Source organism: Methanofervidicoccus sp. A16, assembly GCF_003351865.1.
Lineage (GTDB): Archaea > AGJL01 > Methanococci > Methanococcales > Methanococcaceae > Methanofervidicoccus.
In genome coordinates, this window is the sequence record NZ_CP022242.1 from 702,854 (window position 1) to 725,728 (window position 22,875).

19 protein-coding genes and 6 tRNA genes are annotated in these 22,875 nt (G+C 35.4%); 10 read left to right on the forward strand and 15 right to left on the reverse strand.

The window, feature by feature from the left end:
• Positions 1-11 precede the first annotated feature (11 nt).
• From CFE53_RS03340 to CFE53_RS03350, 3 genes are all read left to right on the forward strand, one after another.
• Positions 12-1,304, forward strand: coding sequence for a nucleotide sugar dehydrogenase (locus CFE53_RS03340; protein ID WP_148120478.1), 1,293 nt, complete (start codon positions 12-14; stop codon positions 1,302-1,304).
• Between the two features lie 315 nt (positions 1,305-1,619).
• Entirely contained in the window at positions 1,620-2,543 is a 924-nt protein-coding gene (locus CFE53_RS03345) for a manganese-dependent inorganic pyrophosphatase (protein ID WP_148120479.1), read from the forward strand.
• A 598-nt stretch (positions 2,544-3,141) separates the two neighbouring features.
• Positions 3,142-3,723 carry a hypothetical protein gene (locus CFE53_RS03350; RefSeq protein ID WP_148120480.1) on the forward strand — a complete coding sequence of 194 codons (582 nt, stop codon included), beginning with the start codon at positions 3,142-3,144 and terminating at the stop codon, positions 3,721-3,723.
• A gap of 192 nt (positions 3,724-3,915) precedes the next feature.
• Here CFE53_RS03350 and cbiQ read toward each other — a convergent pair whose 3' ends face one another.
• The 5 genes from cbiQ to CFE53_RS03375 all read right to left on the reverse strand — a co-directional run bounded on the left by cbiQ (position 3,916) and on the right by CFE53_RS03375 (position 7,955).
• Positions 3,916-4,698, reverse strand: coding sequence for a cobalt ECF transporter T component CbiQ (gene cbiQ, locus CFE53_RS03355; RefSeq protein WP_253254774.1), 783 nt, complete (start codon positions 4,696-4,698; stop codon positions 3,916-3,918).
• 76 nt (positions 4,699-4,774) lie between these two features.
• Positions 4,775-5,068: an energy-coupling factor ABC transporter substrate-binding protein gene (locus CFE53_RS03360; RefSeq protein WP_148120481.1), complete on the reverse strand. Its 294-nt coding sequence runs from the start codon at positions 5,066-5,068 to the stop codon at positions 4,775-4,777.
• Positions 5,068-5,769: a cobalt ECF transporter S component CbiM gene (gene cbiM, locus CFE53_RS03365; RefSeq protein WP_148120482.1), complete on the reverse strand. Its 702-nt coding sequence runs from the start codon at positions 5,767-5,769 to the stop codon at positions 5,068-5,070. Before cbiM ends, CFE53_RS03360 begins: the two co-directional genes overlap by 1 nt.
• Positions 5,770-6,981: 1,212 nt before the next feature.
• Positions 6,982-7,812 (reverse strand): nitrogenase iron protein, encoded by an 831-nt coding sequence (gene nifH, locus CFE53_RS03370; protein ID WP_148120483.1) that lies wholly within the window; start codon positions 7,810-7,812, stop codon positions 6,982-6,984.
• Between the two features lie 66 nt (positions 7,813-7,878).
• Positions 7,879-7,955, reverse strand: a tRNA-Phe gene (locus CFE53_RS03375).
• A 120-nt stretch (positions 7,956-8,075) separates the two neighbouring features.
• Between CFE53_RS03375 and CFE53_RS03380 the strand changes: the two genes are divergently transcribed.
• From CFE53_RS03380 to CFE53_RS03400, 5 genes are all read left to right on the forward strand, one after another.
• Positions 8,076-8,151, forward strand: a tRNA-Asn gene (locus CFE53_RS03380).
• Between the two features lie 30 nt (positions 8,152-8,181).
• Positions 8,182-8,259, forward strand: a tRNA-Ile gene (locus CFE53_RS03385).
• Between the two features lie 4 nt (positions 8,260-8,263).
• A tRNA-Glu gene (locus tag CFE53_RS03390) sits at positions 8,264-8,338 on the forward strand.
• A 30-nt stretch (positions 8,339-8,368) separates the two neighbouring features.
• A tRNA-Leu gene (locus tag CFE53_RS03395) sits at positions 8,369-8,456 on the forward strand.
• A gap of 21 nt (positions 8,457-8,477) precedes the next feature.
• Positions 8,478-8,552: transfer RNA gene (locus CFE53_RS03400), tRNA-His, on the forward strand.
• A gap of 625 nt (positions 8,553-9,177) precedes the next feature.
• On the opposite strand, the gene CFE53_RS03405 is transcribed toward CFE53_RS03400, so the two are convergent.
• The 4 genes from CFE53_RS03405 to thiL all read right to left on the reverse strand — a co-directional run bounded on the left by CFE53_RS03405 (position 9,178) and on the right by thiL (position 12,817).
• Positions 9,178-9,753, reverse strand: a complete 576-nt coding sequence (locus CFE53_RS03405) for a DUF447 domain-containing protein (RefSeq protein ID WP_148120484.1) — start codon at positions 9,751-9,753, stop codon at positions 9,178-9,180.
• 1 nt (position 9,754) lies between these two features.
• Positions 9,755-10,726, reverse strand: coding sequence for a TIGR01212 family radical SAM protein (locus CFE53_RS03410; RefSeq protein WP_148120485.1), 972 nt, complete (start codon positions 10,724-10,726; stop codon positions 9,755-9,757).
• 208 nt (positions 10,727-10,934) lie between these two features.
• The gene (locus CFE53_RS03415) at positions 10,935-11,771 is read right to left on the reverse strand and encodes an N-glycosylase/DNA lyase (RefSeq protein ID WP_148120486.1); all 837 of its coding nucleotides are present in this window, start codon (positions 11,769-11,771) and stop codon (positions 10,935-10,937) included.
• An 89-nt stretch (positions 11,772-11,860) separates the two neighbouring features.
• Positions 11,861-12,817, reverse strand: coding sequence for a thiamine-phosphate kinase (thiL, locus tag CFE53_RS03420; RefSeq protein WP_148121145.1), 957 nt, complete (start codon positions 12,815-12,817; stop codon positions 11,861-11,863).
• 244 nt (positions 12,818-13,061) lie between these two features.
• Here thiL and CFE53_RS03425 point away from each other — a divergent pair, with 244 nt between their 5' ends.
• Positions 13,062-13,475 (forward strand): DUF371 domain-containing protein, encoded by a 414-nt coding sequence (locus CFE53_RS03425; RefSeq protein WP_148120487.1) that lies wholly within the window; start codon positions 13,062-13,064, stop codon positions 13,473-13,475.
• 776 nt (positions 13,476-14,251) lie between these two features.
• Here CFE53_RS03425 and mmp11 read toward each other — a convergent pair.
• The 3 genes from mmp11 to CFE53_RS03445 all read right to left on the reverse strand — a co-directional run bounded on the left by mmp11 (position 14,252) and on the right by CFE53_RS03445 (position 17,441).
• Positions 14,252-15,157, reverse strand: coding sequence for a methanogenesis marker protein 11 (mmp11, locus tag CFE53_RS03430; RefSeq protein WP_148120488.1), 906 nt, complete (start codon positions 15,155-15,157; stop codon positions 14,252-14,254).
• Between the two features lie 5 nt (positions 15,158-15,162).
• Positions 15,163-15,618: a hypothetical protein gene (locus tag CFE53_RS03435; RefSeq protein ID WP_148120489.1), complete on the reverse strand. Its 456-nt coding sequence runs from the start codon at positions 15,616-15,618 to the stop codon at positions 15,163-15,165.
• A gap of 146 nt (positions 15,619-15,764) precedes the next feature.
• Positions 15,765-17,441 (reverse strand): DUF5591 domain-containing protein, encoded by a 1,677-nt coding sequence (locus tag CFE53_RS03445; protein ID WP_148120491.1) that lies wholly within the window; start codon positions 17,439-17,441, stop codon positions 15,765-15,767.
• A gap of 293 nt (positions 17,442-17,734) precedes the next feature.
• Between CFE53_RS03445 and CFE53_RS03450 the strand changes: the two genes are divergently transcribed.
• Complete coding sequence (locus CFE53_RS03450; RefSeq protein ID WP_148120492.1) at positions 17,735-18,907, forward strand: TraB/GumN family protein; 1,173 nt, start codon at positions 17,735-17,737, stop codon at positions 18,905-18,907.
• On the opposite strand, the gene aroD is transcribed toward CFE53_RS03450, so the two are convergent.
• The 3 genes from aroD to CFE53_RS03465 form a co-directional block, all read right to left on the reverse strand.
• Positions 18,888-19,637, reverse strand: coding sequence for a type I 3-dehydroquinate dehydratase (gene aroD, locus CFE53_RS03455; RefSeq protein ID WP_148120493.1), 750 nt, complete (start codon positions 19,635-19,637; stop codon positions 18,888-18,890). The two genes, CFE53_RS03450 and aroD, sit on opposite strands and share 20 nt — an antisense overlap.
• Positions 19,638-20,140: 503 nt before the next feature.
• On the reverse strand, positions 20,141-21,352 hold the full coding sequence (locus CFE53_RS03460; protein WP_148120494.1) for an aconitase X catalytic domain-containing protein: 1,212 nt from the start codon (positions 21,350-21,352) through the stop codon (positions 20,141-20,143).
• A gap of 10 nt (positions 21,353-21,362) precedes the next feature.
• Positions 21,363-22,874 (reverse strand): AMP phosphorylase, encoded by a 1,512-nt coding sequence (locus CFE53_RS03465; protein ID WP_148120495.1) that lies wholly within the window; start codon positions 22,872-22,874, stop codon positions 21,363-21,365.
• Between the last annotated feature and the right edge of the window lies 1 nt (position 22,875).

The window sequence follows — 22,875 nt, forward strand, 5'->3', positions numbered from 1 at the left end:
CTGGTGGTTGAATGGATAACAACGTTGAAAGAAGAGTAAAAAAAATATGTGTAGTTGGATTAGGGTATATTGGATTACCTACCGCCTCTATGCTTGCAAATCATGGGTATAATGTAGTAGGTGTAGATGTTGACAGAGACCGGGTAAGGAGTATAGAGGAAGGAAATTTAAATATAGTGGAGCCTGGATTAAAAACCCTTGTAAGTGGTGCTATAAACTCTGGAAATCTAAGGGTAAAAACTACACCTGAAGATGCCGATGCATATATAATATGTGTTCCTACACCGGTAAAGTGGGAGGATAATGCCCCAAGGTGCGATCTATCTTACATTTACAGTGCTATAGAGAGTATAAAGCCTCACCTACGTGATGGAAATCTAATAATTATTGAAAGTACAGTGCCTCCAAAAACTACCGAGAGTATATACAGGTACCTAAACAACAGTAGAAAAATATATATGGCCTACTGTCCTGAGAGGGTACTACCTGGCAAGATACTGAAGGAACTTGTGGAGAACGACAGAATTATTGGAGGGGTGAATAGAGAATCTGCAGAGTTGGCAAAGGAGATATACTCCTCCTTCGTAGATGGAAACATATATCTAACTGATTCCACCACTGCGGAGATGGTAAAACTTATGGAGAACACCTACAGGGATGTAAATATAGCCTTGGCAAATGAATTTGCAAAAATATGCGAGGAGATAAATGTAAATGTATGGGAGGCTATAGATCTAGCAAATAGACATCCAAGGGTGAATATACTTAATCCTGGTCCTGGAGTAGGGGGACACTGTATAAGTGTAGATCCCTGGTTTATAGTGGAAGTGTCCAAGAATGCAAAACTTATCAGAAGTGCAAGGGAGTTAAACGACAGTATGCCTTATTACGTCTGCAATCTTCTCTGTAAGGAACTTAAGAGGAGGAAAATAGAGGACCCAAAGGTTGCCATATTTGGAGTTGCCTATAAAGGAAATGTAGAGGATACGAGGGAGAGTCCTGGAAAGAAGGTAATAAAGTACCTTATATCTAAGGGGATCTCAGTCTCTATATACGATCCCTATGTAAAAACATTTGAGTATCCATTGGAGAGTTTAAAGGATTGTGTTAAAAACGCCGATGTCATCTTGGTGATAACAGATCATGAGGATTTTAAAAACTTTAAAGAGGATGAGGTTAGAGAGATATATTATTTGATGAGGAATAAAATAGTGATAGATACGAGAAATGTGCTTAACCAGGATCTCTGGAGGAATGTTGGTTTTTACGTTAAGTTGCTAGGAGATGGTAAATGTAAGTTGTAATTATTTTTCCTAAATCGTTGGAACCTAATACTTTTTAAGGAAAAAGGCTGATTACCTGTATTACAGTAATCTATTATCGACTTTTAATTATTTTTATAATTTTTATTTTCATAATAAAAATTTTTAAATTAAAATTAATATCAATAATAAAAAATAAAAACCTACAATTGGAGTACTTAAAAAGGTAGAGAGATAGAGTGTAATTCCTGAGAATGTATTAAAAAAATAAAACAGAAATCTCATATAGAAAATCGACATGTAAGATAATTATAAAAAGAATAATGAAATAATTACTACAAAAATTGAGGGGATAGGATGTTATACATAGTAGGACATAAGAACCCAGATACAGACAGTATATGTTCCGCCATAGTTCTAGCCTACTTCTTAGAAGGAGTTCCTGCAAGGTTAGGTGATATAAATCCAGAGACTCAGTTGGTATTGAAGAGATTTGGAGTTATGGAACCAGAGTTAATAAGATCTGCAGAAGGAAAAGAGATATTCCTAGTGGATCACAGTGAGAGGTCTCAGACTTTAGAGGACTTAGAGAAAGGAAAACTTGTAGGTATCTTGGACCACCACAAGGTAGGTATAACTACCTCGGAGCCTATAATATACCTTGCAAAACCTGTAGGATCCACCGCCACGTTAATAGGAGAACTCTACTTTAAAAATGCTATGGATCTCATAGGAGGTAAGAATAAGGAGTTGAAACCTGATCTGGCAGGGCTACTCCTCTCTGCAATAATATCAGATACAGTTCTCTTTAAATCTCCAACCACTACAGATATAGATAGAAAAATAGGAGAAAAACTTGCAGAGATTGCAGGAATAGAGGATATACACAGTTACGGTATGGAGTTACTTAGAGCGAAATCTACAGTAAGTAAGATGAAACCTGAAGAGATCGTTAAATTGGACTACAAGGAGTTCAACTTCAACGGTAGGAAGGTTGGTATCGGACAGGTTGAAGTAATAGACATTGAGGAGATCCAGGAGAAAAAAGAGGAGATATACAAACTCCTTGAGGAGAAACTTAAGGAGGGTTACGACCTTATACTCTTTCTTATAACCGATATAATGAGAGAGGGAAGTGAAGTGTTGGTTGTAGGTAATAAGGAGGCGTTTGAGAGAGCCTTTAATGTGAAGGTAGATGGGAAAAGTATCTACTTAGAAGGTGTTATGTCTAGGAAGAAACAGGTGGTTCCTCCCTTGGAGAAGTACTATAAGAGTTTATAATGATCCAATCACTTTATATTTATCTTATTTTCTCTTTTATAATTATTATTTAAAGATTTTTAACAAGGTTTTATCCATAAAATATTGTAATGGAATTAAAACACTTCTAAGGAACAAAGTATAAAAAGAATCCTTTTCTCTCTCTAGTTATTTAAAATTATTCTAATAAATAAAAGAGTAAGATCTCCATTTTAAGTTCTCATTAAAGTAGTAAATTAAAAAAATAAAATTAAAATTTAAATTAAAAATAAAAATCCTAAAAAGAAAAAATCCTTAAAATAGAATATCCACAATCTACTTCTTTAAATGTCTCTTAGATACTGGAATAAAATAAGAAATTCTATCATAATATAAAAAAAAGATATATAGGATTTTTTATTTTTAAATAACTTCTTCGTTATTTTTTACCTAGTAAACGATATATTTGATCTTTTTGATGAGAACTAGGACTAAGATCCTCCCTTATAATATTTAACAATTTCCAATTAACAATTTCAAGATTTTTTATTTTATTGTTGATCCCATTCTTTTCGATTTTAGTCCACCTATAAACGATAGATTTAACTATAAAGTTTTAAAAGATTTAAAAAGTGTTATCATGTTCCAGGAGAGTAAGGAAAAAGCCATGAAAAAGTTGAAAGAGGCTTTAGAGAAGAATCTCGTAGATAGAGAGATATTATACCTCCTTAACAGGATAAACGAAATGGAAGACTATTATACCACCAGTTCCTGTATTGGAAGATGTGGTATAATGGAGTTTCCAAAGGGCAAAAATCCCAAGATATACTCTAGATGGCTTGGAAAGTGGCACCACTACGGAGATGAGGAGGAATTATTTAAGGCTTTAGACAGAAAATCTGAGGATTTTGAAATGTTGGTCTTTGTAATGAACTCTCCTATCCTCCATGTGGCTTCTAGAGATGTCCCTACTGCGAAGAAACTGTTAGATCTCGCCATCCACAGTGGTTTAAAAGCCTCCTCTATAAAGTCTATAACAGATAGTAGAGTTATAGTAGAGATAGTAAGTACCTATAAAATAGATGCTCCAATTGGTATAGATGGACGTATCTTGGTAGATAGGGATTACCTTAAGATGTTGTTAAAGATTGGGAATGCTAAATTGAAAAAATCCAGAGCGTTATTCTACAGGTTTTACAGGGCGTTGGAGAATATTCAATAATAAAAATTAGTAAAAGAGATAAAATAAGGGATGACAGAACCCATCCTGCCCTTCTAGTACTTCAAAGCATTTAAAGAATGATGGCAAGTTTTATTTTTTATCCATCTTACTTTTTAATTTACTTTTATTTTATTTAATTTTAATTATTATTAATATTAAAAATATTATCATCTCCATTTCTACCCAATCACTCTAAAATCTGCCGTTAAGTAGGAGATTACTATTAGAACTATATTTTAAATCTAGGATGATTATTAATAGTAAATATTTAACACTTGGAGATTTTATTTTATTTAGAAGTTTTAAATCTCCGTTGTACCCTCTGGAACTCATCATAACAAAGGACCTCTCTCCTCTCTCCCAGGTTCTTATAAAGAGAATGGCTGCCAATGTACCTAAGGACTTATATGTGGTTTTTAGATCCTTGTAGCCCAACCTTGTATTTTGGGCGTTCATCACCCTTATCATCTCGTCAAGTAAGAGGAAAACATACCTGTACATCATCATTGCAATATCTAAGAGGGTAGATGGAACCTTTAACTCCCTTAAGATATAGAAGAGTTCAGTCATAGGAGTGGTCAGTGCCAAAAAGAGGGTAGAGGCAACACCTCCTAACATCCTACTGAATACCAACAGTCCCAAATTTACACCGTAACTGTAGAAAGAGATATCGAAGTTGAAGATTTTTATAGACAGTAGTTTATCACCACCAGAGTATATAAAACCCATTAGGATCACTGTAAGTATTCCAAACCCTATGGGGGCTCCTAAAAGAGGTATATATATCCTCAGTGGAACCTTGGCCATGAAAACAGTTAAGGTTATCATGATAAAGGCTATAATTAGAGGTACTATGATGGATTTTGAAAAGACGGTGATCAAAAGCATAGATAGTGCAAATAACACCTTTAACTTAGGGTTGACGTGACGCAACCTGTTATTATGGGCTATATGGTCTATAGTATTCATCTCCATTTAACTCACCTAAAAAATAGTAGTTTGATATGTTATAAATTATAATATAAAAAATAAAAAAGAGAGTATTAAACCTTTAGGATTTTAACTCTATCTTAGCCTTGTTGTACCCTATAAAGTACCCTATTATAATGGCACCTATTGCAGCCTGTAGGGCAAAGAGAAGGGACTCTATTTCACCACTTGGTGGTTCCCATACTGGGCTAAACCAGGGCTCATAGTTTGGATTTATCTCCACTATCACCTCCTCTGCTTCACCATCTGCTCCACCGAAGAGCCCCTCCTCTTCCCCCATACCTGGATACATTAGAAATGGGATAACAGTTAGAATTATAACTCCTAAAATCATGAGGATGTGTTTTGTTTCCATTATTCAGCACCTCCAGTTTCCATTACTTGGGCGTAGTGAGGTACTTCACTCTCATCGATAAGTCCTAACTTCAAGAGTATATCTGGCCTCAACTCCTTTATCTTGTCCCAGAGTAGCGCCGTCAATAATCCTTCTGCGATTGCAAGAGGTACCTGGGTAACGGCAAATACTGTCAGGAATGTCATCAACGTATTTACTGGATTATCTCCCGGGAATGCCAGTGTAAGTTGTACAGATGTGGTAACGTAGGTTATCCAATCTGCAGCAATGGCTGCCAACATAACTGCCCATGTGGAGTTTATTTTACCCTTGAGAATTTTCCATACTATTACACCCCCCAAGGGACCCATAATACCCATGGAGAATACATTTGCTCCTAAAGTGGTTAGTCCACCATGGGCCAACAGTAGCGCTTGGAAGAGTAGTACAACAGTGGCTAAAACAGCAGTAATCGGTACACCAAAGAGTACAGCGCTTAATCCATTACCACAGGGGTGGGAACAACTTCCAGTAACTGAGGGCAGTTTAAGGGAACTCAGTATAAACATAAATGCCCCTGCAACTGCTAACAGAGGTTTTACCTCTGGCTGTTCTTTAACAAGTTTATTTATCTTTATAATCCCATATCCTACCACTATACCTGAGAGAATATACCAGATTGCACACCACATTGGTGGTAGAAACCCCTCCATTACGTGCAAGATATCACCTCGGAATTAGAATAGAGGTTTATAATAAATTAATCCAAATTCGTAATATAAATAATTTTCTATTTAAATTTAATTTAATTAAAAATTTATTAAATTTAATCTAAATTCTTACTAAGGATATTAAATAGGGAACTTCAGATCCTTGTTATTTGCTAAAAGCAAATACAAAAACTCTTTATATGTTAAATAGGTTTTATAGAAACTTTAAAGAGAGAAATTGGCCTATATCGTCTAATTTATTTCTATTCTCGCTATCGTTTTTAAATAATTTAACATATAACGAAGATTATTAAAAAAATTAAATTAGGTAATTAAAAATAATAGAAAATTGTAGGAACATACTTCAATGATATCTATAATTGTAGCCTTGTTAGGGAGTATATTTCCATACCCTTTTAATATTGATAATAATAGAAAAATAATCTCCTGACTTTTTAACAGTTTTTAAAATTTATTTTATACCCTAGTTCCCCCATTAAAGGATAGTTTTAAAGAATAATAAAAATAAAAAATAAAGAAAATATTTAAAAAACAGAAAACCTCTATCACCCCAGATACAAAAATTTTAAAAAGAAGATTGAAGGAGAACGATCCTCTGTATATCTTTTAAATATAGTGGGTACCAGAATAGGATTTTCTATCTTACCTAAGTGTTCAGAAAGATCCTAGAATGTTTAATAGTTTTTATATTGAACCCTATTCCCATCAAAAAAAAATTCTGATAAGAATAGCAATAATTATAAAAAATAAAACAATAACAACTATAAAAATAAAAGTACAAAAAGAAGTATTAAAATCAAAATAAGAGATAATCTTTCTAGGACGCTCTAAGATACCAAATGGAATTGGAGTAGATCCTTCCTCACAGGTTGCTATTATATATTATATTGTATAATATTTTATTATAAGGTATCATATTTCAATATTTTTCCAGTCTTTTTTTATTATTCTTATTTTTATTATTCAAATCATTACTTTGATGGGAATTAAGGTTTTTATATTGATTATTTTCATTATGATTTTTATTATAATGATTATCTTTTTATTATTCTTTAATTACTATTTGGTGGGAAACTAAGGTTATTTCAATTTATTTATCAAATAATATAAAAATAGAATAACGTTAATAAATAGATTTACAAACCTTCTCCTTGTTCGATGTATAGGAACGCTAATTATCCCAATAGAGAAAATATTTTAAAATCATACACTCTTCTCCATCAACTCTTCTATCTTCCCAGATATCTCATCTAACTCCTCCTCTGATAGAGGGTTGGGAATTACTTTCCTACTGTTATTAAGAATTCTGTTACCTAACTCTCTAAAGATGTTGGCTAGAGGGTGATCAGGAGAGTACTCAATAACAGTCTTTTTACGTATCTCACTTTTCACTATAATCTCACTCATTGGGATGTACCCCACAACCTCTGTACCTAGCCTTGAAGCAAATTCTGAGACTATGGAGATGTTATCTACTACACTTCTACCGTTGTATATAATACCTCCCAATCTAGTATTTCCTCTATGGGCGTACCTCTTTATTCCCTTACAGATGTTGTTTGCAGCATACAAAGCCATAGGATCACAGGTTGTCACTATATAAACTTCATCTGCCAGGTGTTTCTGAAGGGGCATAGCAAAGCCTCCGCATACAACGTCCCCCAATACGTCGTAGATTACTATATCTGGCTCCAAAGTTTCAAACACCTTTAACTTATCCAGTATCTCTATGGCCTTGATTATCCCTCTCCCTGCACATCCTATTCCTGGTTCAGGACCTCCACTTTCAACACAGTAGATACCTTGAAATCCTTTAAAAACAACATCCTCTAATTGTATATCCTCTCCCTTTTTCCTAAGGATATCTAAAACAGTGGGTATCTTCTTTCCCACTATATTCCTTGTAGAATCTCCCTTTGGATCACAACCGATTACCATAACCTTCTTACCTGATTCTGCCAGTGCAACGGCTACATTTGACACAGTTGTGGATTTCCCAATACCGCCCTTTCCATATACACATATTTTTTTCACACTTTCACCGTAAAAAAATAGTTTCAAATATTTAGATATATGGATTATTACACATAAAAAATAAATTGGTGCCGTGGGGGTGATTTGAACACCCGACAACTGGATCTTCAGTCCAGCGTTCTCCCAGGCTGAACTACCACGGCTTCCCACGGCTCTATTACACACACCTACTAATATACACAACTGATATATATACTTTTCGCCGAAAAGTTTATATAGGAGAAAGTAAATTTTTATTGTGCAAACAACATGTAATGTTAAGAGCCCCCATAGCTCAGTAGGTAGAGCGACGGACTGTTAATCCGTAGGTCGCAGGTTCGAGTCCTGCTGGGGGCGCCAAATAACTAGTTTTTATCTTTTTTGTATTGAGGGACCGTAGCTCAGCCTGGTCAGAGCACTCGGCTCATAACCGAGGGGTCAAGGGTTCAAATCCCTTCGGTCCCACCATGGAGCCCCAGTGGTGTAGCCCGGCCTATCATGCGGGCCTTTCGAGCCTGCGACTCGGGTTCAAATCCCGACTGGGGCATATTTTTTTTATAAATTATTATTTTATACAGCAGGGGTTGTCGAGCCTGGCCAAAGACGCAGGACTTAGAATCCTGTCCCATAGGGGTTCGGGGGTTCAAATCCCCCCCCCTGCACCATTTTTTTTATAGGTATATGTGGCCGGGGTGGGGTAGTGGCTATCCTGGGGGACTGTGGATCCCCTGAGCCGGGTTCAATTCCCGGTCCCGGCCCCATTTTTTTTTGGAATGTACTCACTTTTTAGATGGATTTTAATATCTTAGAGATCCCTATTTTTATTATTTCAAGATTTATCTAGGTTCTCTTGGAGATGTTGAAATCTCATTATTGTAGTTTGAGGTTCAATCAATTAAGATTTATTTATTTTTTAATTTTTTATAATAATTATTTTTATTATATTGATTAGTTTTGAATATTCAAATGTTTCGAAAAATAATATATCTGCCATTGTTTGTGGAATACCATTGAATACTGATAAAACAGAAAGAATTTCACTAAACCCCAATTCCCATCAAAAAATTCTGATAAGAACAATAATTATAATAAAAAAGTTAATTATAATAAAAGTATAAAAGGGAAGGTATAAAATCAAAATAAAAGATAATCTCTTGGGATACTCCAACATACTATGGAAGTGGAGTAGATCCTCCCTAACAGGTTGCTATTATTAACTTTATTATTTTTTTTATTATCTAAATCTTATTATGATGGGAATGAAGGTTTATTTTATTATTATTCCTCTTAAGATTTTTATTATTTTTTTATTATGATAATTATTATTCTTCTAATTACAATCTTGATGGGAACTAGGGTTTCACTAACTCTTTTTCTTAAAGAAGTCTAATCAATACCCTTAAGTAACTTCTCCCCCAGTTGAATATACCTCCCATCTCCAACCTTTTTAATGATCTTAAAGTACTCCTCCATCCTCCTAACCATCTCCTCTCTTTTTTCCCCATCAACAATATTTAGCCGGGAGTAGAGTACAGCCATCTCAACAATGAGCCCATCTGCCCTAGAGTAAGGTATTACAGGCGGATTGTTTATACCTCTCTCCAAGAGAATCTCCCCCTGGATCGCCATCAGTTTTGAATCTCCATACTCGTCCCTAATATCTACAAACCTCCTTTTAACAACCTTTACAACGTATATTTTATAGGCATCGGAGAGGTAGGGAAGACTAATACCCTTATACTTCACAGTACTATAATCTCCCTCATCGTCGTATACAGACTGGGCTATAAGATAGGGAGAGGTAATATTCACTACAAAGTAATCCTCAATCCCCAGTATATGGTAGGTATGGGATCCCTCATATAGATGAAATCTAATTTCCCTATCCTTAAAATATACTCCTATAGGGGCCCTATTGTATCTCCCATCTAAGGCGCAGGTGATCACTACCTCGTATCTCATACTATCCCCGATAATATACACCTTGTCTAGTACCTCTCCTTTTAAACTCCTTAATAGCATCGTTGAGTATAGATAATCTACTTAAATTCCACTCTGGAGATACCTTTATCTCCTCAGGTACCTTGTCCTTCGAAACCCTCTGTATAAGTACGTAGGGAGAAGTATGCTCCAAGAAATCACAGAGAATTTTTATATACTGTTTTCTATCTAAAGCTCTATACTCCCCCTTCCAGTACATCTCCTCCAACTTTGTACCTTTAACTACGACTAAGGGATATATCTTAAGGGCATCTATCCCCAACTTCGAGAGGGATTCTGCAGTATCTATCATCTCCTCCCAGGTTTCATCTGGTAGCCCAAGTATAACATGCCCACATACGAGAATACCTCTCCTTTTACACTCTAATATAGCCCCTATAATATGGGATACTCCATGCTTCCTATTTATAAGATCCAAGGTTTTCTGATGGAAACTTTGAATACCTAAGTCTATCCAGATTTCGTATCCCTTCTTTACATAGTTCTCCAAAATATCTAAAATTTCCCTACTTAGACAGTCTGGCCTGGTACCTATGGAGAGCCCCACTACATCTGAATAGGATAGGGCGAAATCCCATAATTCCTTTAATCTTTCAGGATCTCCGTAGGTGTTTGTCCCAGGGTAGAAGTAGATGTAGAACTTATCTACTCCCTTCTTTTTCTGATTTTCCATCTGTTTTTCTATTTGATATTTTAGAGAGTACTTACTATTACAGTACTTTACACCTATGGGCCTGCCCATCTTTGGACAGAATATACAACCTTCAGTATCTAACGTACCATCCTTATTTGGACATATTGACCCACAGTCAACAGGTATTTTAAATACTTTGTAAGGTTTTGCCCTCTTCATATATAAGCCGTACTGGGCTATAGGGTGCCCTTCTTTGTATATAGAATCTATAATGTCTTTGTTGATACCTAGGCTATACATGGTATCACTGATTTTTAGTGTAAAAAGGTTTTAAATTATATAAGGGTAAAAAATATTAGCAAACTAAAAAAATAATAATAATTAAAATAATTAAGGTAAAAATAGAAAAAAATAGAATAAGATTTCTGTTTTATCCTTTTTAGGTTTCTTACTTTTTTATAATTTTATTATTTTTTCACTTTCCCAGGACCTACATCTGGTATTAATCTCAGATCTTCAAACCACCACATGGAACTACACACAACCTCACCCATCTTAAAACCTCCGCAAGTTCCCTACCTACATCTTCAACACCTAACTCCGAGAAGTACCTTACAATTCCAACCCTATCAAGAACACCTATCTGCCATACCAGAGAATCTAGATGGATCATATTTACATCAACATTCTTTCGCAACTCCTCCAGAACAGAAGTCCAGAAGTATCTAATATCGTCATCATTCCAAACTGCAACCCCAAGTCTCTCAGTAAATTCCCTAACCCTGTAATCAACTGGAATAGGTATTTCCTCAAAGGAAAAATCTGTCTCACCAACCATCAGAAGTGAAATCCCGAGACACTTCATTGCGAAGGTTATAGTTTTTGCATTTATATCCTGTCTCATTGTATCGGCTAATCTGTACCAGATATTAACAAAATCCCTCGCCACATCCTCTGGTTTAGAAGTCCAAAGATCTTGGGCTAAACTACTTATAAGGAATTTCTTCAGTCTTTCGATCTTCCTATTTGAAAAACGCTCCTTCGAGTAGAACTCTCTCAGAATATACATCAGTTCTAGAGGAGATCTAGGTACCTCTTTCTTCTCAAGTAGAGCACTTAGTGGTGGCCAGTACGCCACCTCAGCCCTCCCCTTAAGTTGATAGTCGTTTAAACCTGCAACAGTCATAAGGACTGCAAATCTCCCAAATCCGTATTTTCCAAGGAATTTATACATATAGATCCATTCTGGCTCTTTTTTAACTATTTCATTCCAAACTTGAAGGGGTATCTTTGAGAGAACCTCTGATATAGGTTTAACCTTACTTTCAATTCCTAAGGAGATCATCAATTCACCTTTAATATAAACTAGATTATTATAATTTATTTTCACTTCTATTATAATTAATAAAGTATCATAATATCTATTACCATGACTTACTCCCAACTGTGAATATAACCCCCTAACTCTAACTCCTCACCGTCTATATAACAACCTTCCTCTATAACCTTCCCGATCTTCTTAGCCTCCCCGTTACACTCCCTTCTCAACACTTCAACAACATCATCACATCTCTTCGTCGTAAAAAGTAATTCAAACTCCTCCCCACTGTTCAAAGCAGCATGTATAGGATTTATCTGAAACCTATCGCAGAACTCTATAACATCCTTCGGTACAACTCTTAAGAGTTTCTTACTAGATACTTCAAAGTTGCCAATATAGAACAACTCCTTTTTAAGTCCATCTGATACATCACAGCAGGAACTTACATACTTATTCAGGATCAGCCCCTCCCTCACCCTTGCACTGGGCTCTAGTAGTTTTTTCATAATATCTGGATACTCCTCCCAGAGATTGTAGAAGGTTTTTTTACTTATCACTCCCTTATCCCTCATCTTGAGGATCTCCAAGGCACAAAACACTCTACCTATATCGTAGGTTACCATTATATCCTCTCCAACATTTCCTCCCCTATATACAGGGTTATCTGTTATTCCAATCGCTGTACCACAGAGTGTTAACTCTTTAGCCCTATTTGTATCTCCACCAACTATGGGACAACTGTATTTTCTACATGCGTAATCTATCCCCCTTATCAACTCTAAGAGAAAATCCCTATCTATTTTAGGGAGTCCCATAGACACCACTATACCTAAGGGCCTGGCACACATTGCACATATATCTGATACAGTGGCAGTAATTACCCTCATCCCTATCTGAAAAGGTGTGAGGATATCTGGAAAATGGGTGGATCTAAACATCATATCTGTGGTAATTGTTAAATAGGCATCTCCCAGTTTAAAAACAGCACAGTCATCTCCTATTCCCTTTACTACATCTCCCCTGTAGGTTATGTTATCTATAATAGTTTTTATTATATCTAATTCTGTTATTGACATATTTTTCCCTATTTTAAAATCTATTCCAATTACAGTAATAATAAGGAGGTTATTAATAATTATGATAATTAAAATAAAAATTAATCAATAAAAAAATAAAAACTCTTCAAAAAGAAAGATTAACAGAGACTATCTTTTTTGATTTTTTATTTTTTTAATTATTTTTTAGTTATAATTATTATTTATTATTATATTAAAAACTCTCTAGTTGTTATATTATTCTTTATAAGGTGAAAAGATGAAGACCTTCGTTATTACTGCAAGAGGGCATACAAATGTTAAATGTACCCATAAAACCACCTTGGAGATTACAAAAGAGAACTATTTAACATCAACTGGAGACTGTATAATCGGAATATCTGCAGATAAATCCATGTTGGACTTTCCAGAGGATTTCAAGGAGAGGCTAAGAAATGCCGATAGAATAGTTGTTGAGATCTTAGTAGATGAACTAAGGGAGGTTATCGTAGGAAAGGGACATAAAGATCTTATCCTAAATCACCCCACTGATATAGTAATTAGAAAGAGTACCTACATCTGTCCAAGGACTTTGATGATCTCAGCGAATAAAAGTGCTAAGGATATAGATCGGGAGATTGTTAGGAGGTTGAGGGAAGGTGGTAAGTTGATATTTAAAATAACGGTAGATTAGTAGAATCTTTTAAACAATAGAAAATAATAACTATGATTGTGATTAGAAGAATAATAAAAATAACAATCATAATAAAAAATAATAAAAATCTTAAGAGTAATAACAATAAAATAATTCTGAAGGGATAGAAATAAAAAAGTGAATAACCATAATTCCATTAAAGTAATGATTTAAATAATAAAAATAATAAAAAAGGACTAGAAAAATATTGAAATATAACACCTTTTAATACCTTAGTTCCCATCAGTAGTGATTAAAGAATAATAAAAAGATAATTATTATAATAAAAATCATAATTAAAATAACTAGTATAAAATCTATATATAAAAACTATTAAATACCCTTAGGATCTTTCCGAATCTTTAGATAATATTATGAGATCTTATTCTGAATTCCTGTATTAGAAGATATTCAGAGGATCATTCTTCTTCAATCTTCTTTTTAAAATGCTGTATCTGATGATGATAGGAGTTTTCTGTTTTTTAAACATTTCTTTATTTTTTATTTTTATAATTATTTTTTACTATTTTTTAAACTATTCTTATGATGGGAACTAGAGTATTAAAAAAAATAATAGTAAACAAAAATAAAAAAAACTTCTGAACATTGAAAGATTAGAAATATTTAGAATGGACAGGATATTATAAACAAATAGAGGTAAAAAAGTTAAAATACTATTTCTAGACTATATTTACACTGGAGAAACAAAGTAAGTATTTCATTTTTTAATTTATGTTTTTATATTTCTATAATTTTTATTATCATCATTATTATTTTTACTCCATATCCTCTGGTAACTTTGCAGCGATATCATGGTGTTCAGCGAGGCCTAAAGCAGCGACAGCACCAATTATTCCCTCCTCCCTGTCAAATATCTTAACTATCTCTATGTTGTTCTTCTCCGCTACACCTATAGCCTCCTCTATGGATACCATCCCCTCCTTTGCCTTATTTGTGAATATCTTCATACTCTTAGATGGAGTTATACCGTAGTATAGAGCCATAGCAGTTTTATCAGATAGACTCCTCTCTTTAAGGAAATCCCTAATAACTTCTTTAACTTTATACTTATACTGAGGATATACTGCAAAGGTTAGTGCAACTGAGACACAGTTCTGGGTTTTATGGGGATTCCCAGGGTACAGTTGCACTATGGTATGATCCATGTAGTATCCGAACCCCTTACTTTCAACATACCTCCCTATCTCATGTGCCAGTACCCAGGTTGCCCCCTCCTCCTTTGTATCTGTATCGTCTATACCTACCATCAACTTCTCCATCTTCGGAGTAATAACAATACCTCTACAAAGTTTTGAACCTCCTCCCCTTTCCAGTATTACAGTGTCGATAACATTCTCAGCCCCCTTCCTCAACTCTATTCCTACCCCGCCCCCAGCCAATCCTGCATAGTGGATATGAACATTATCTTCCTTTATAGAGACCTCTTCAATACCTGCTGCAGAAATTGAGGGCAATAGGTTTAACCTACATCTCCCTATCTTTAATATAAAGTGGTGTTTATTACCTTCCCTCCATGCAGATATTACAAGGGGAGATGTCCTTTTATACTGGTATATTACCCACTGGGATCCGTTGGGACATGGATGTTCCTCTACGAGTTCAATGATCCCTAAACCCTCATCTACCATGGCTACTATTCTCTTATAGGATATATTATTCATAATGATCACTTCTTACTCCCTTCTTTGTTAGATCTTTTTAACTCGTAATCTAAAACCATCTCTTTTAACTTTTTTTCAACTTCTTTTAACTCCTTTTTTAATTCTTCTATCTTGTAATAGATATTCCATTTTAAGGAACTGTTTATATTTATATATATATTTTTTAATTCCTCTATACATCTCTTTAAGTTATAGTAGTTTGTTATTGTAATATATTCACTGTTATTCAACCTCTCCAGTTGATCTTCAAGTTCCTTCACTAAATCTAAGTACCTCTTTAGTTCCCTACTTAAAAATTTTCCCTCCTCTATGGAGATACGTACCTCTGAGTTAGTATCTAAGTTTTCCAGGGTTTCCTCTAAGATATCTATCTCGTTATTGAGATCTATGTATCTTTTAAAGTACTCCTTTAATTCATCGATTTTTTCGTAATCCTTATCTTTTAATATAATTAACTCCACACTCTTTTTTATATCCTCGATGTTGATCCTCCTCCATGGAATTTTTAATATCTATTTTTCTGAATATTGGAAGACAGAGAGATTCTCCTTTAAGAATTGTTAATGTCCTTTTATTTGTTGTAATATCTATAAGGATTTTAATATATTTAACCACCACTTACGTGCCTAATATTCACCAACCTCCCCCTTTCAGCCCTCTTCATCTCAGAACCATTTAAAATAGATCTCCCAACTCCAACTACCTCCTCCTCGTAGATAATTACCACCTCATCCCTTACAGAGATATTCTCATCACAGTCCTCGAATCCTGGTGGAAATAGGGCTCCCTTTTTAACCTTAAAATTAACCTCTACCCAATTCACCTTCCCAAGTAATCTCCCTCCCTCGTAAGTTAAAACGTAGAGACCAGTCTCAGGATTTATGGAACATATCTGGACTAATTTATTATCCCTTTTTATAAAGAACTTCTTAATATTTCCCTTAACTATCACATTGTCAGGGATGAAGTTCTTCCTAAACTGAAACTTTGAGAGCTCCTTGTAGTTGTGGAGGGTTTGCATTTTTTTTAACTTTTTTAACTCTTTCTCCTTTATTCCACATTCCTCCTTCAACTCTCTAAGTGTATCTTTTAAAGTTTTCAGGGATTCTGAGGATGTTGGATCACCTTTAGATGTTACTATAAGATCTCCGTATCTCTCGCAGGTATCCCTCAATATCTCCAAGTAGTGATCAGGTAGGTGTGCCACTATCTTCAGATGTTGGAACTTCTCCTTTCCCCTTTTTAAGAGATTGTCTAACTCCCTGTTGATAAACTCTATCTCCTCCAGGGACCACCTACCTGTAACTGGGATATCGTAATTTACTACGCCCTCGAGAGCCCTGGGGACTACACCGTAGGGAGATGTGATAATAACCTCTTCAACTGGAAGACCTGCAGATCTTATTGCATTTATGAAATAACTGTGGGACTTAGATCGTGAATAAGGTTTCTTAGAGGAGCAAGGTAGTAGAACTATAGCGTCTGTAAATAACTGGTAGTTTCTCGCCCTCTCTATGTATTTTTTTACCTCAGGTATCTCAGTCTCATCTATTGTGACGATTATCTTCTTCCCCTTTGATAATGGGATATTCCTCAAGTCTGGCTCATATCTTTTGTAATTTGCCCGTAGATAGGGATCTGATACTGTAGTCTCCTCAACCAGGTTCCTAAGAGTTCCCTCCCTTATACAGTACCTTACCTCCATCAGTACCTGGGAGATAATCTCTATATTGTGGTTTATTATCTCCTCTTTATCTCCATCTGTTGATATCATTCTATTCTTTGTAAAGTAGTAGCCAAGGGATCCGTAGTAGTAGGCAGAGGAGTAATCGAAGTAATCTACACCTAGATATACCAGTAGAGGAATCTCCCAAGGTAGTGCTGTAGGGAAGTATATAGCACTGTTTGGAGATATGGATGTTCTTATCTTCTGTAGCAACGGTACTAATTCTTTTCTCTTTATAAGTCTTCTACCATCTCCTATTATCACTAAATCAGAGTTATCATTAAATATACTGTCTAGCAAGTCCAGATGTTTCCCTACATTAACTATAAAGTATTTGAGGGCGCAGTCCCCTAATTCAACGGTACCATGGAGTTTATCCCTGTTTATATTCAGTAGAACCTCTGCCACCTCCCTTGGAGTGTCAAAAGGTACCTTTAACAGAGGAGGTTTGATATCCATTAAAATATCCCTGTCTATTATCTTTGGAGTGTATTCACCATCTTTTCTATAACTCTCCTTACATATTCTACCTATGTCGTAGTGGATAGGTTCTAACATGATATCACAGTGTAAACTTATAAGAAGTAAGGATATTAAAATAGTCTTAAATAAATCTATCTATAATAATAATCACACAAATAAAAATATAATAATAATTAAAAAATAAAAAAGAATGGTTGATATCAAAAGACCAGAGCGGAAATAGAAAAATAGAATTTAATTTTTTATTATTTTTTTAATCCAATCCCATTATTTTACAAATTTTAAATTAAATTTGACTATAATTATAAATATTTAAATTATTATTATAAACCTTAAATAAATAGGATAATTTACACTCTGGTGAAATAATGCACCATATTACGATAAACAACGGACATAATAACTGTGATATTTACATCTTAGGTACTGCCCATGTTTCAGAGGACAGTATAAAAGAGGTAGAGGAAACTATAAAGGAGATAGATCCTGATTTAATAGCAGTTGAGTTGGACAGTGATAGATTCTTCGCCCTTATAAATGGAGAAAATGGTAAGGATCCAAAGGATATAAACATATGGGAGATACTAAAAAGTGGAGATATTGGATTATTCTTACTTCATACTATTCTCGCAAGTTTTCAGAGGGAGATAGGAGAAAAATTTAACATTAAACCTGGTAGTGAGATGAAGAAGGCTATAGAGTTGGCTAAATTATATAAAAAACCTCTCTATCTAATAGACAGACCTATTGATATTACACTTAAACGTGCATTAAGCAGTATGTCCCTTAAGGAGAAGTTGAAGTTACTCTGCCAGTTGTTTGAAGATGATGACAGTATTAGTAAGTTGGATAAGAGATCTATAAAGGAGATTGTAGATAACGCCGAGGAGTTAGTTGAAATATTGAAGGACCTATCTCCTTCCCTCTATAAGGTATTTGTAGATGAGAGAGATAGATACATGGCAAAGAACATCTTTGATACCAGTATTGGAAGGGAGAAGATAGTTGTTGTAGTTGGAGCAGGTCATGTTAAGGGGATAATAGATTATCTGAAAAAACTTGAGAGGGGAGAGATAGAGATCGATCTAAATGAACTGATGGAGGTAAAAAGGGGAAGGAATTATTTAAAAATAGTATTTTCAATGGTTTTAATTGGGATTATACTTTATGGGATATACTCAATATCCTCCAATCCAGAGGTTTTGAAAAAATTCACCATAGACTGGATACTGATAAACGGCACCCTCTCTGCTCTGGGAGTTGTCCTTGCAAGGGGCAAATTGCCCTCTGTTATCTCTGCATTCCTTGTGGCACCTATAACCTCCCTCATACCTGTTATTGGAGCAGGTTATATCGTAGGATTGGTGGAGTTGAAGTGTAGAGGTATAACCCAGGAGGATATTCAACAACTACTTAGGTGCGATAAGTTAAAGGAGTTGATGAATAACAACCTTATGAGGGTATTGATGGTGGCAGCCCTCTCCAGTCTTGGAAGTGCCATAGGTACCTTTTACTTTATACCTAAGTTCTTAGGACTTTAGAAGATGAGGGTTTTTTTAACTCTTTTATATCTATCTCCATAGGTGTAGAACATTTATCGTCATTCATAGGTACTAAATTCAATGTTTTATATATTTCCTTTAATCTCTCTACATCTATCTGTCCAGGTGCTGAACATTTACCATCCATAGAGGCAAAAGTTAATATACTCCCAAAGTAGGTTCCCAGTATCCTTGTTAATTTACCCTTTTCTCCCATCCCTATACCTATTACTTTTCCTTCAAACTCCTGTATAATCTTTAAAATATTTAAAATATCTCTTTTAGTATTAACCATGGTGGCAAATTTACCAATGTCTCCTATCTGGAGTTCTCTATTTACTATATCTAAGAGTGTATCGTATGAAGGGGTCTCTTTAAAGTTGTGGTAGGATATAATAATCTTAGTCTTTGAGCCTATATCATCCCTAAAATCAACAAGTTCTCTGTTTCTTTTTTCTTTTAACTCTATATCTATATATTTTGCATTGTTTTCAATAGCTACCTTGTATAGTTTTATCCTTCTATCATAACTACCCCTGTATCTTCCCCCTTCCCAATGAGCCCTTATTGTAATAATAGAGGGGTATTTAGTCATTTCTATAATATCTTCTTCTCTGATCTCCCTGAAGTAATCTACTACAAATTCCACCATATCTGCTACTTCTAAGGCCCTCTCTGCACTAATGATGGCGTCTTTTATATTATCCTCCACTATTGGGACACATATCATATTTCCCCCTCTTCAACCCTTCTCCTATTATTATTTAGTTATTATATACTGTTTTAATTATCCAACTGTACATATGTTTCATTTTTTAATATATTTATAATTTTGTATTTTAAATTAATTTTGGAACCTTCAAGGTTTTAGGTACCACGATAGTAGTTGTGAAATATATCTCAAAAGGTTTTAACTTTTCAACTTTCTATTTTTAGAAAATGAAAATTTCCCTTAAGGGAAAGTAATAGGCAACCGATTATAGGAGAAAATAATAAACAGATGGTACCCTAAGGAGAAGTCTTAAAAAGTAGATCTAACAAACATCTACTCCTCCTTAGTCCAGTGTAAGGTAGAGAACAATAGTAAGATTTTATTCTTTCAACTGTATAAATTTTTAAATTTTATTTTGATTATAATAATTTAATAATAATTTTAAAATTATTATATCTTAATATTTTGGAACTTCTCAGCACTTGGATAGATATTAAACATAAAAATAGTTTATAGAATTGTTATACTCCTTTCTTTAACACCTCCCAAGTACTCCCGTATATTACATTACTATTACAGAAATTAGGCAGATACACTGCCCCCTTTCCTGAATTTGTGGCAACATTTTTATAGCCCATCTCTTCAATTGGTGCAACAACCATACAGGTATCGCATACAACCTTACCTCCCACCCTCTCAATAATCTCTGTATAGCCCATCCTATCTGCAATAGCCTTGATATGTATAGATGTACATACCCAGAGGTCGCACTTAAATCTCTTAATATTATTTTTCACTATAAAATCTACAATCTCCTTTATCTCCTCTAAACTACAGTGTGGACACCCTATACATATGAGATCAGGTTTCTCCTCTGTGGTATTTAATCTATGAAACTCCTCCTCTATATCCTCTTTACTTACAGTTATTCTCTCAGTATCATCAATCTTTATTTTACCCATCCTACACTCTGGTGTTATTCCTTCAACATGATAGAGTGCTACACCACCACTGGCAGCTAAGGAGGCACCAAGTGCCTTTAGCCTACTGTACTTATTCCCAGAGATACCATTTTTAAATATAAAGTATGGAACCTCATTCTTTACAATTTTTCCAACTAATGATCCTAAAACTCCATAATCAGATACATCCTTTAACTCTACCTCCACCTCAACAGTATAACTTGGTACCCTGTTCTCATCTAGATGGTATCCATAGAGAGGTGTCTTTCCAATTAGTGCAGATGCCAGAGCAGAGGGCCCTCCCTCCCTGTTCGTCCTGGCACCAATAACAGAGTTTGCATAGGATACAGCAGAGGATTCTGCCCAGGCTATGTGATCTCCATAGGTAGGAACGTTGCCAGATAGATAAGGTGTACAGGTACATCCTATCTCAACACCTATCTTTTTGAAACACTCTATTATCTCCAGTTGCTTCTCTACAAAATCCTTAGGAAAATTAAGTTCCCTATATCTAGATAGATCCATACCTGCAGGGTTTAAGGTTGTAGGTACAGATACCTTAACATCACCTTTGGAGACATCCCTTAAGAAGTTTAAACCTTCCTCTCCTATAGTTTTATAGGATACTCCAGAGACCTGGGCTGAGGATATCTCTACAAGTCTCTCTGCCCCGTATATATCTCCAAGGGATACTAAGAGGTTCATAGCCACTTCTAGGATCTCCCCATGTTCTCCGTTGTATATCCTTTCCTCCTCCTTTGTTAGGTACAACTTATCACCTTTAGAATTTACTAATCCTTCTAATAACCATACCTTCAACTCTTACTGGATACGTCCTTCTGGCAAGTTCAACTGCAGATCTTAGCCTATCCTCTGAACTGGAGTATATTCTGTATAGTATATCCCCCTTGTTTACCTTACAGCCCCTTTTCACGTAGAGTAATACTCCAGCCTTTTTATCTTTGGGAGCACCAGCCTCCTTCGCTATATTTGTTATTCCCTTGTTGGATAGGGATATCACATACCCATCCTTTGGAGAAGGGATGTCCTCGAAGTATTGCCCTAATTCCACATCCTCGGAGTTGGTGATACCTCCTCCCTGTTCAATCACGATCTCTCTAAATTTCTCCAGAGCCTTTCCAGAGTAGAGAATATCCTTAGCCACCTTTACCCCAGATCCTATCTGTGCTACACCTCCGAACTCTAAGAGAATCCCAGCGAGAGATAGGGATTTCTCGATTAAACTCTTTGGAGCAGATTTGGGATCCTCGAGAGCCTTAAGTGCCTCTTTAGCCTCAAGGGCAGGACCTACAGCCCTCCCTATTGGTTGCCCTCCATAAGTGATGGCACACTCTACATCTATGCCAACTCTCTCACCAAGTTCTATAAACTTCCTTGCAAGGGCATAGCCCTCTCTCTCATTTTTTATCTTAGTCCCAAGTCCAACAGGTATATCAATTACAGTATAGTTGATACCTGCTGCGATCTTCTTTGCCATAACACTTGAGAGTAGTTGAGGTTGAGGATCTATAGAGAGGGGCCTCTCAATGTTTATTATTATATCATCTGCAGGGGCTAAATTTACACTTCCTCCCCAAACTAGACATCCGTTGGTAGTTTCAACTACCCTCTTCATCTCCTCAGCATTTAAATCTACCCTTGTAAGTACCTCCATTACATCTGCCGTCCCAGCAGCAGAGGTTATAGCCCTGGAGGATGTTTTAGGAATAATTATGCCTGCAGAGGCCACAATTGGTACAGTAATTAGGGCATACTTGTTTCCAGGTACCCCTCCAATACTGTGAACATCTACCACAGGGTGTTTATCCCAGTGAAGTTTATCACCAGTTTCTCCCATCCTCTTAGTCATCTCTACGATCTCTCCCATCTCCATACCGTGGATATATGTAGAGACTATAAAACTTGTTAACTCTATATTTGATAGTTTTCCCTGGACTATCTCATCTACTATGGTATGTATCTCCTGAGGTTTTAGCACCTGCCCCTCCATCTTCTTTTTTATATACTTTAGAGACTTAGGTCTAGGAGCATGTCTTAATCTTACCTCCTCCCCCTCCTCTATACCCTCTATGGCACCTCTACTGATCCCTAACTCTCCCTCCTTAACCATCCTCTTTGTGGTGTATAGTACTCCGATGAAGGATCCCTTTGAACTCTCCACCAACACTCTATCTTGAGGATAGTACTCTGTCCCTATCAAATCCCTCTCATTTGCTATTACCCCGTTATTTCCCAAATCTATATCCAGCAGTTTTGCCTTAAAGAATAGCATA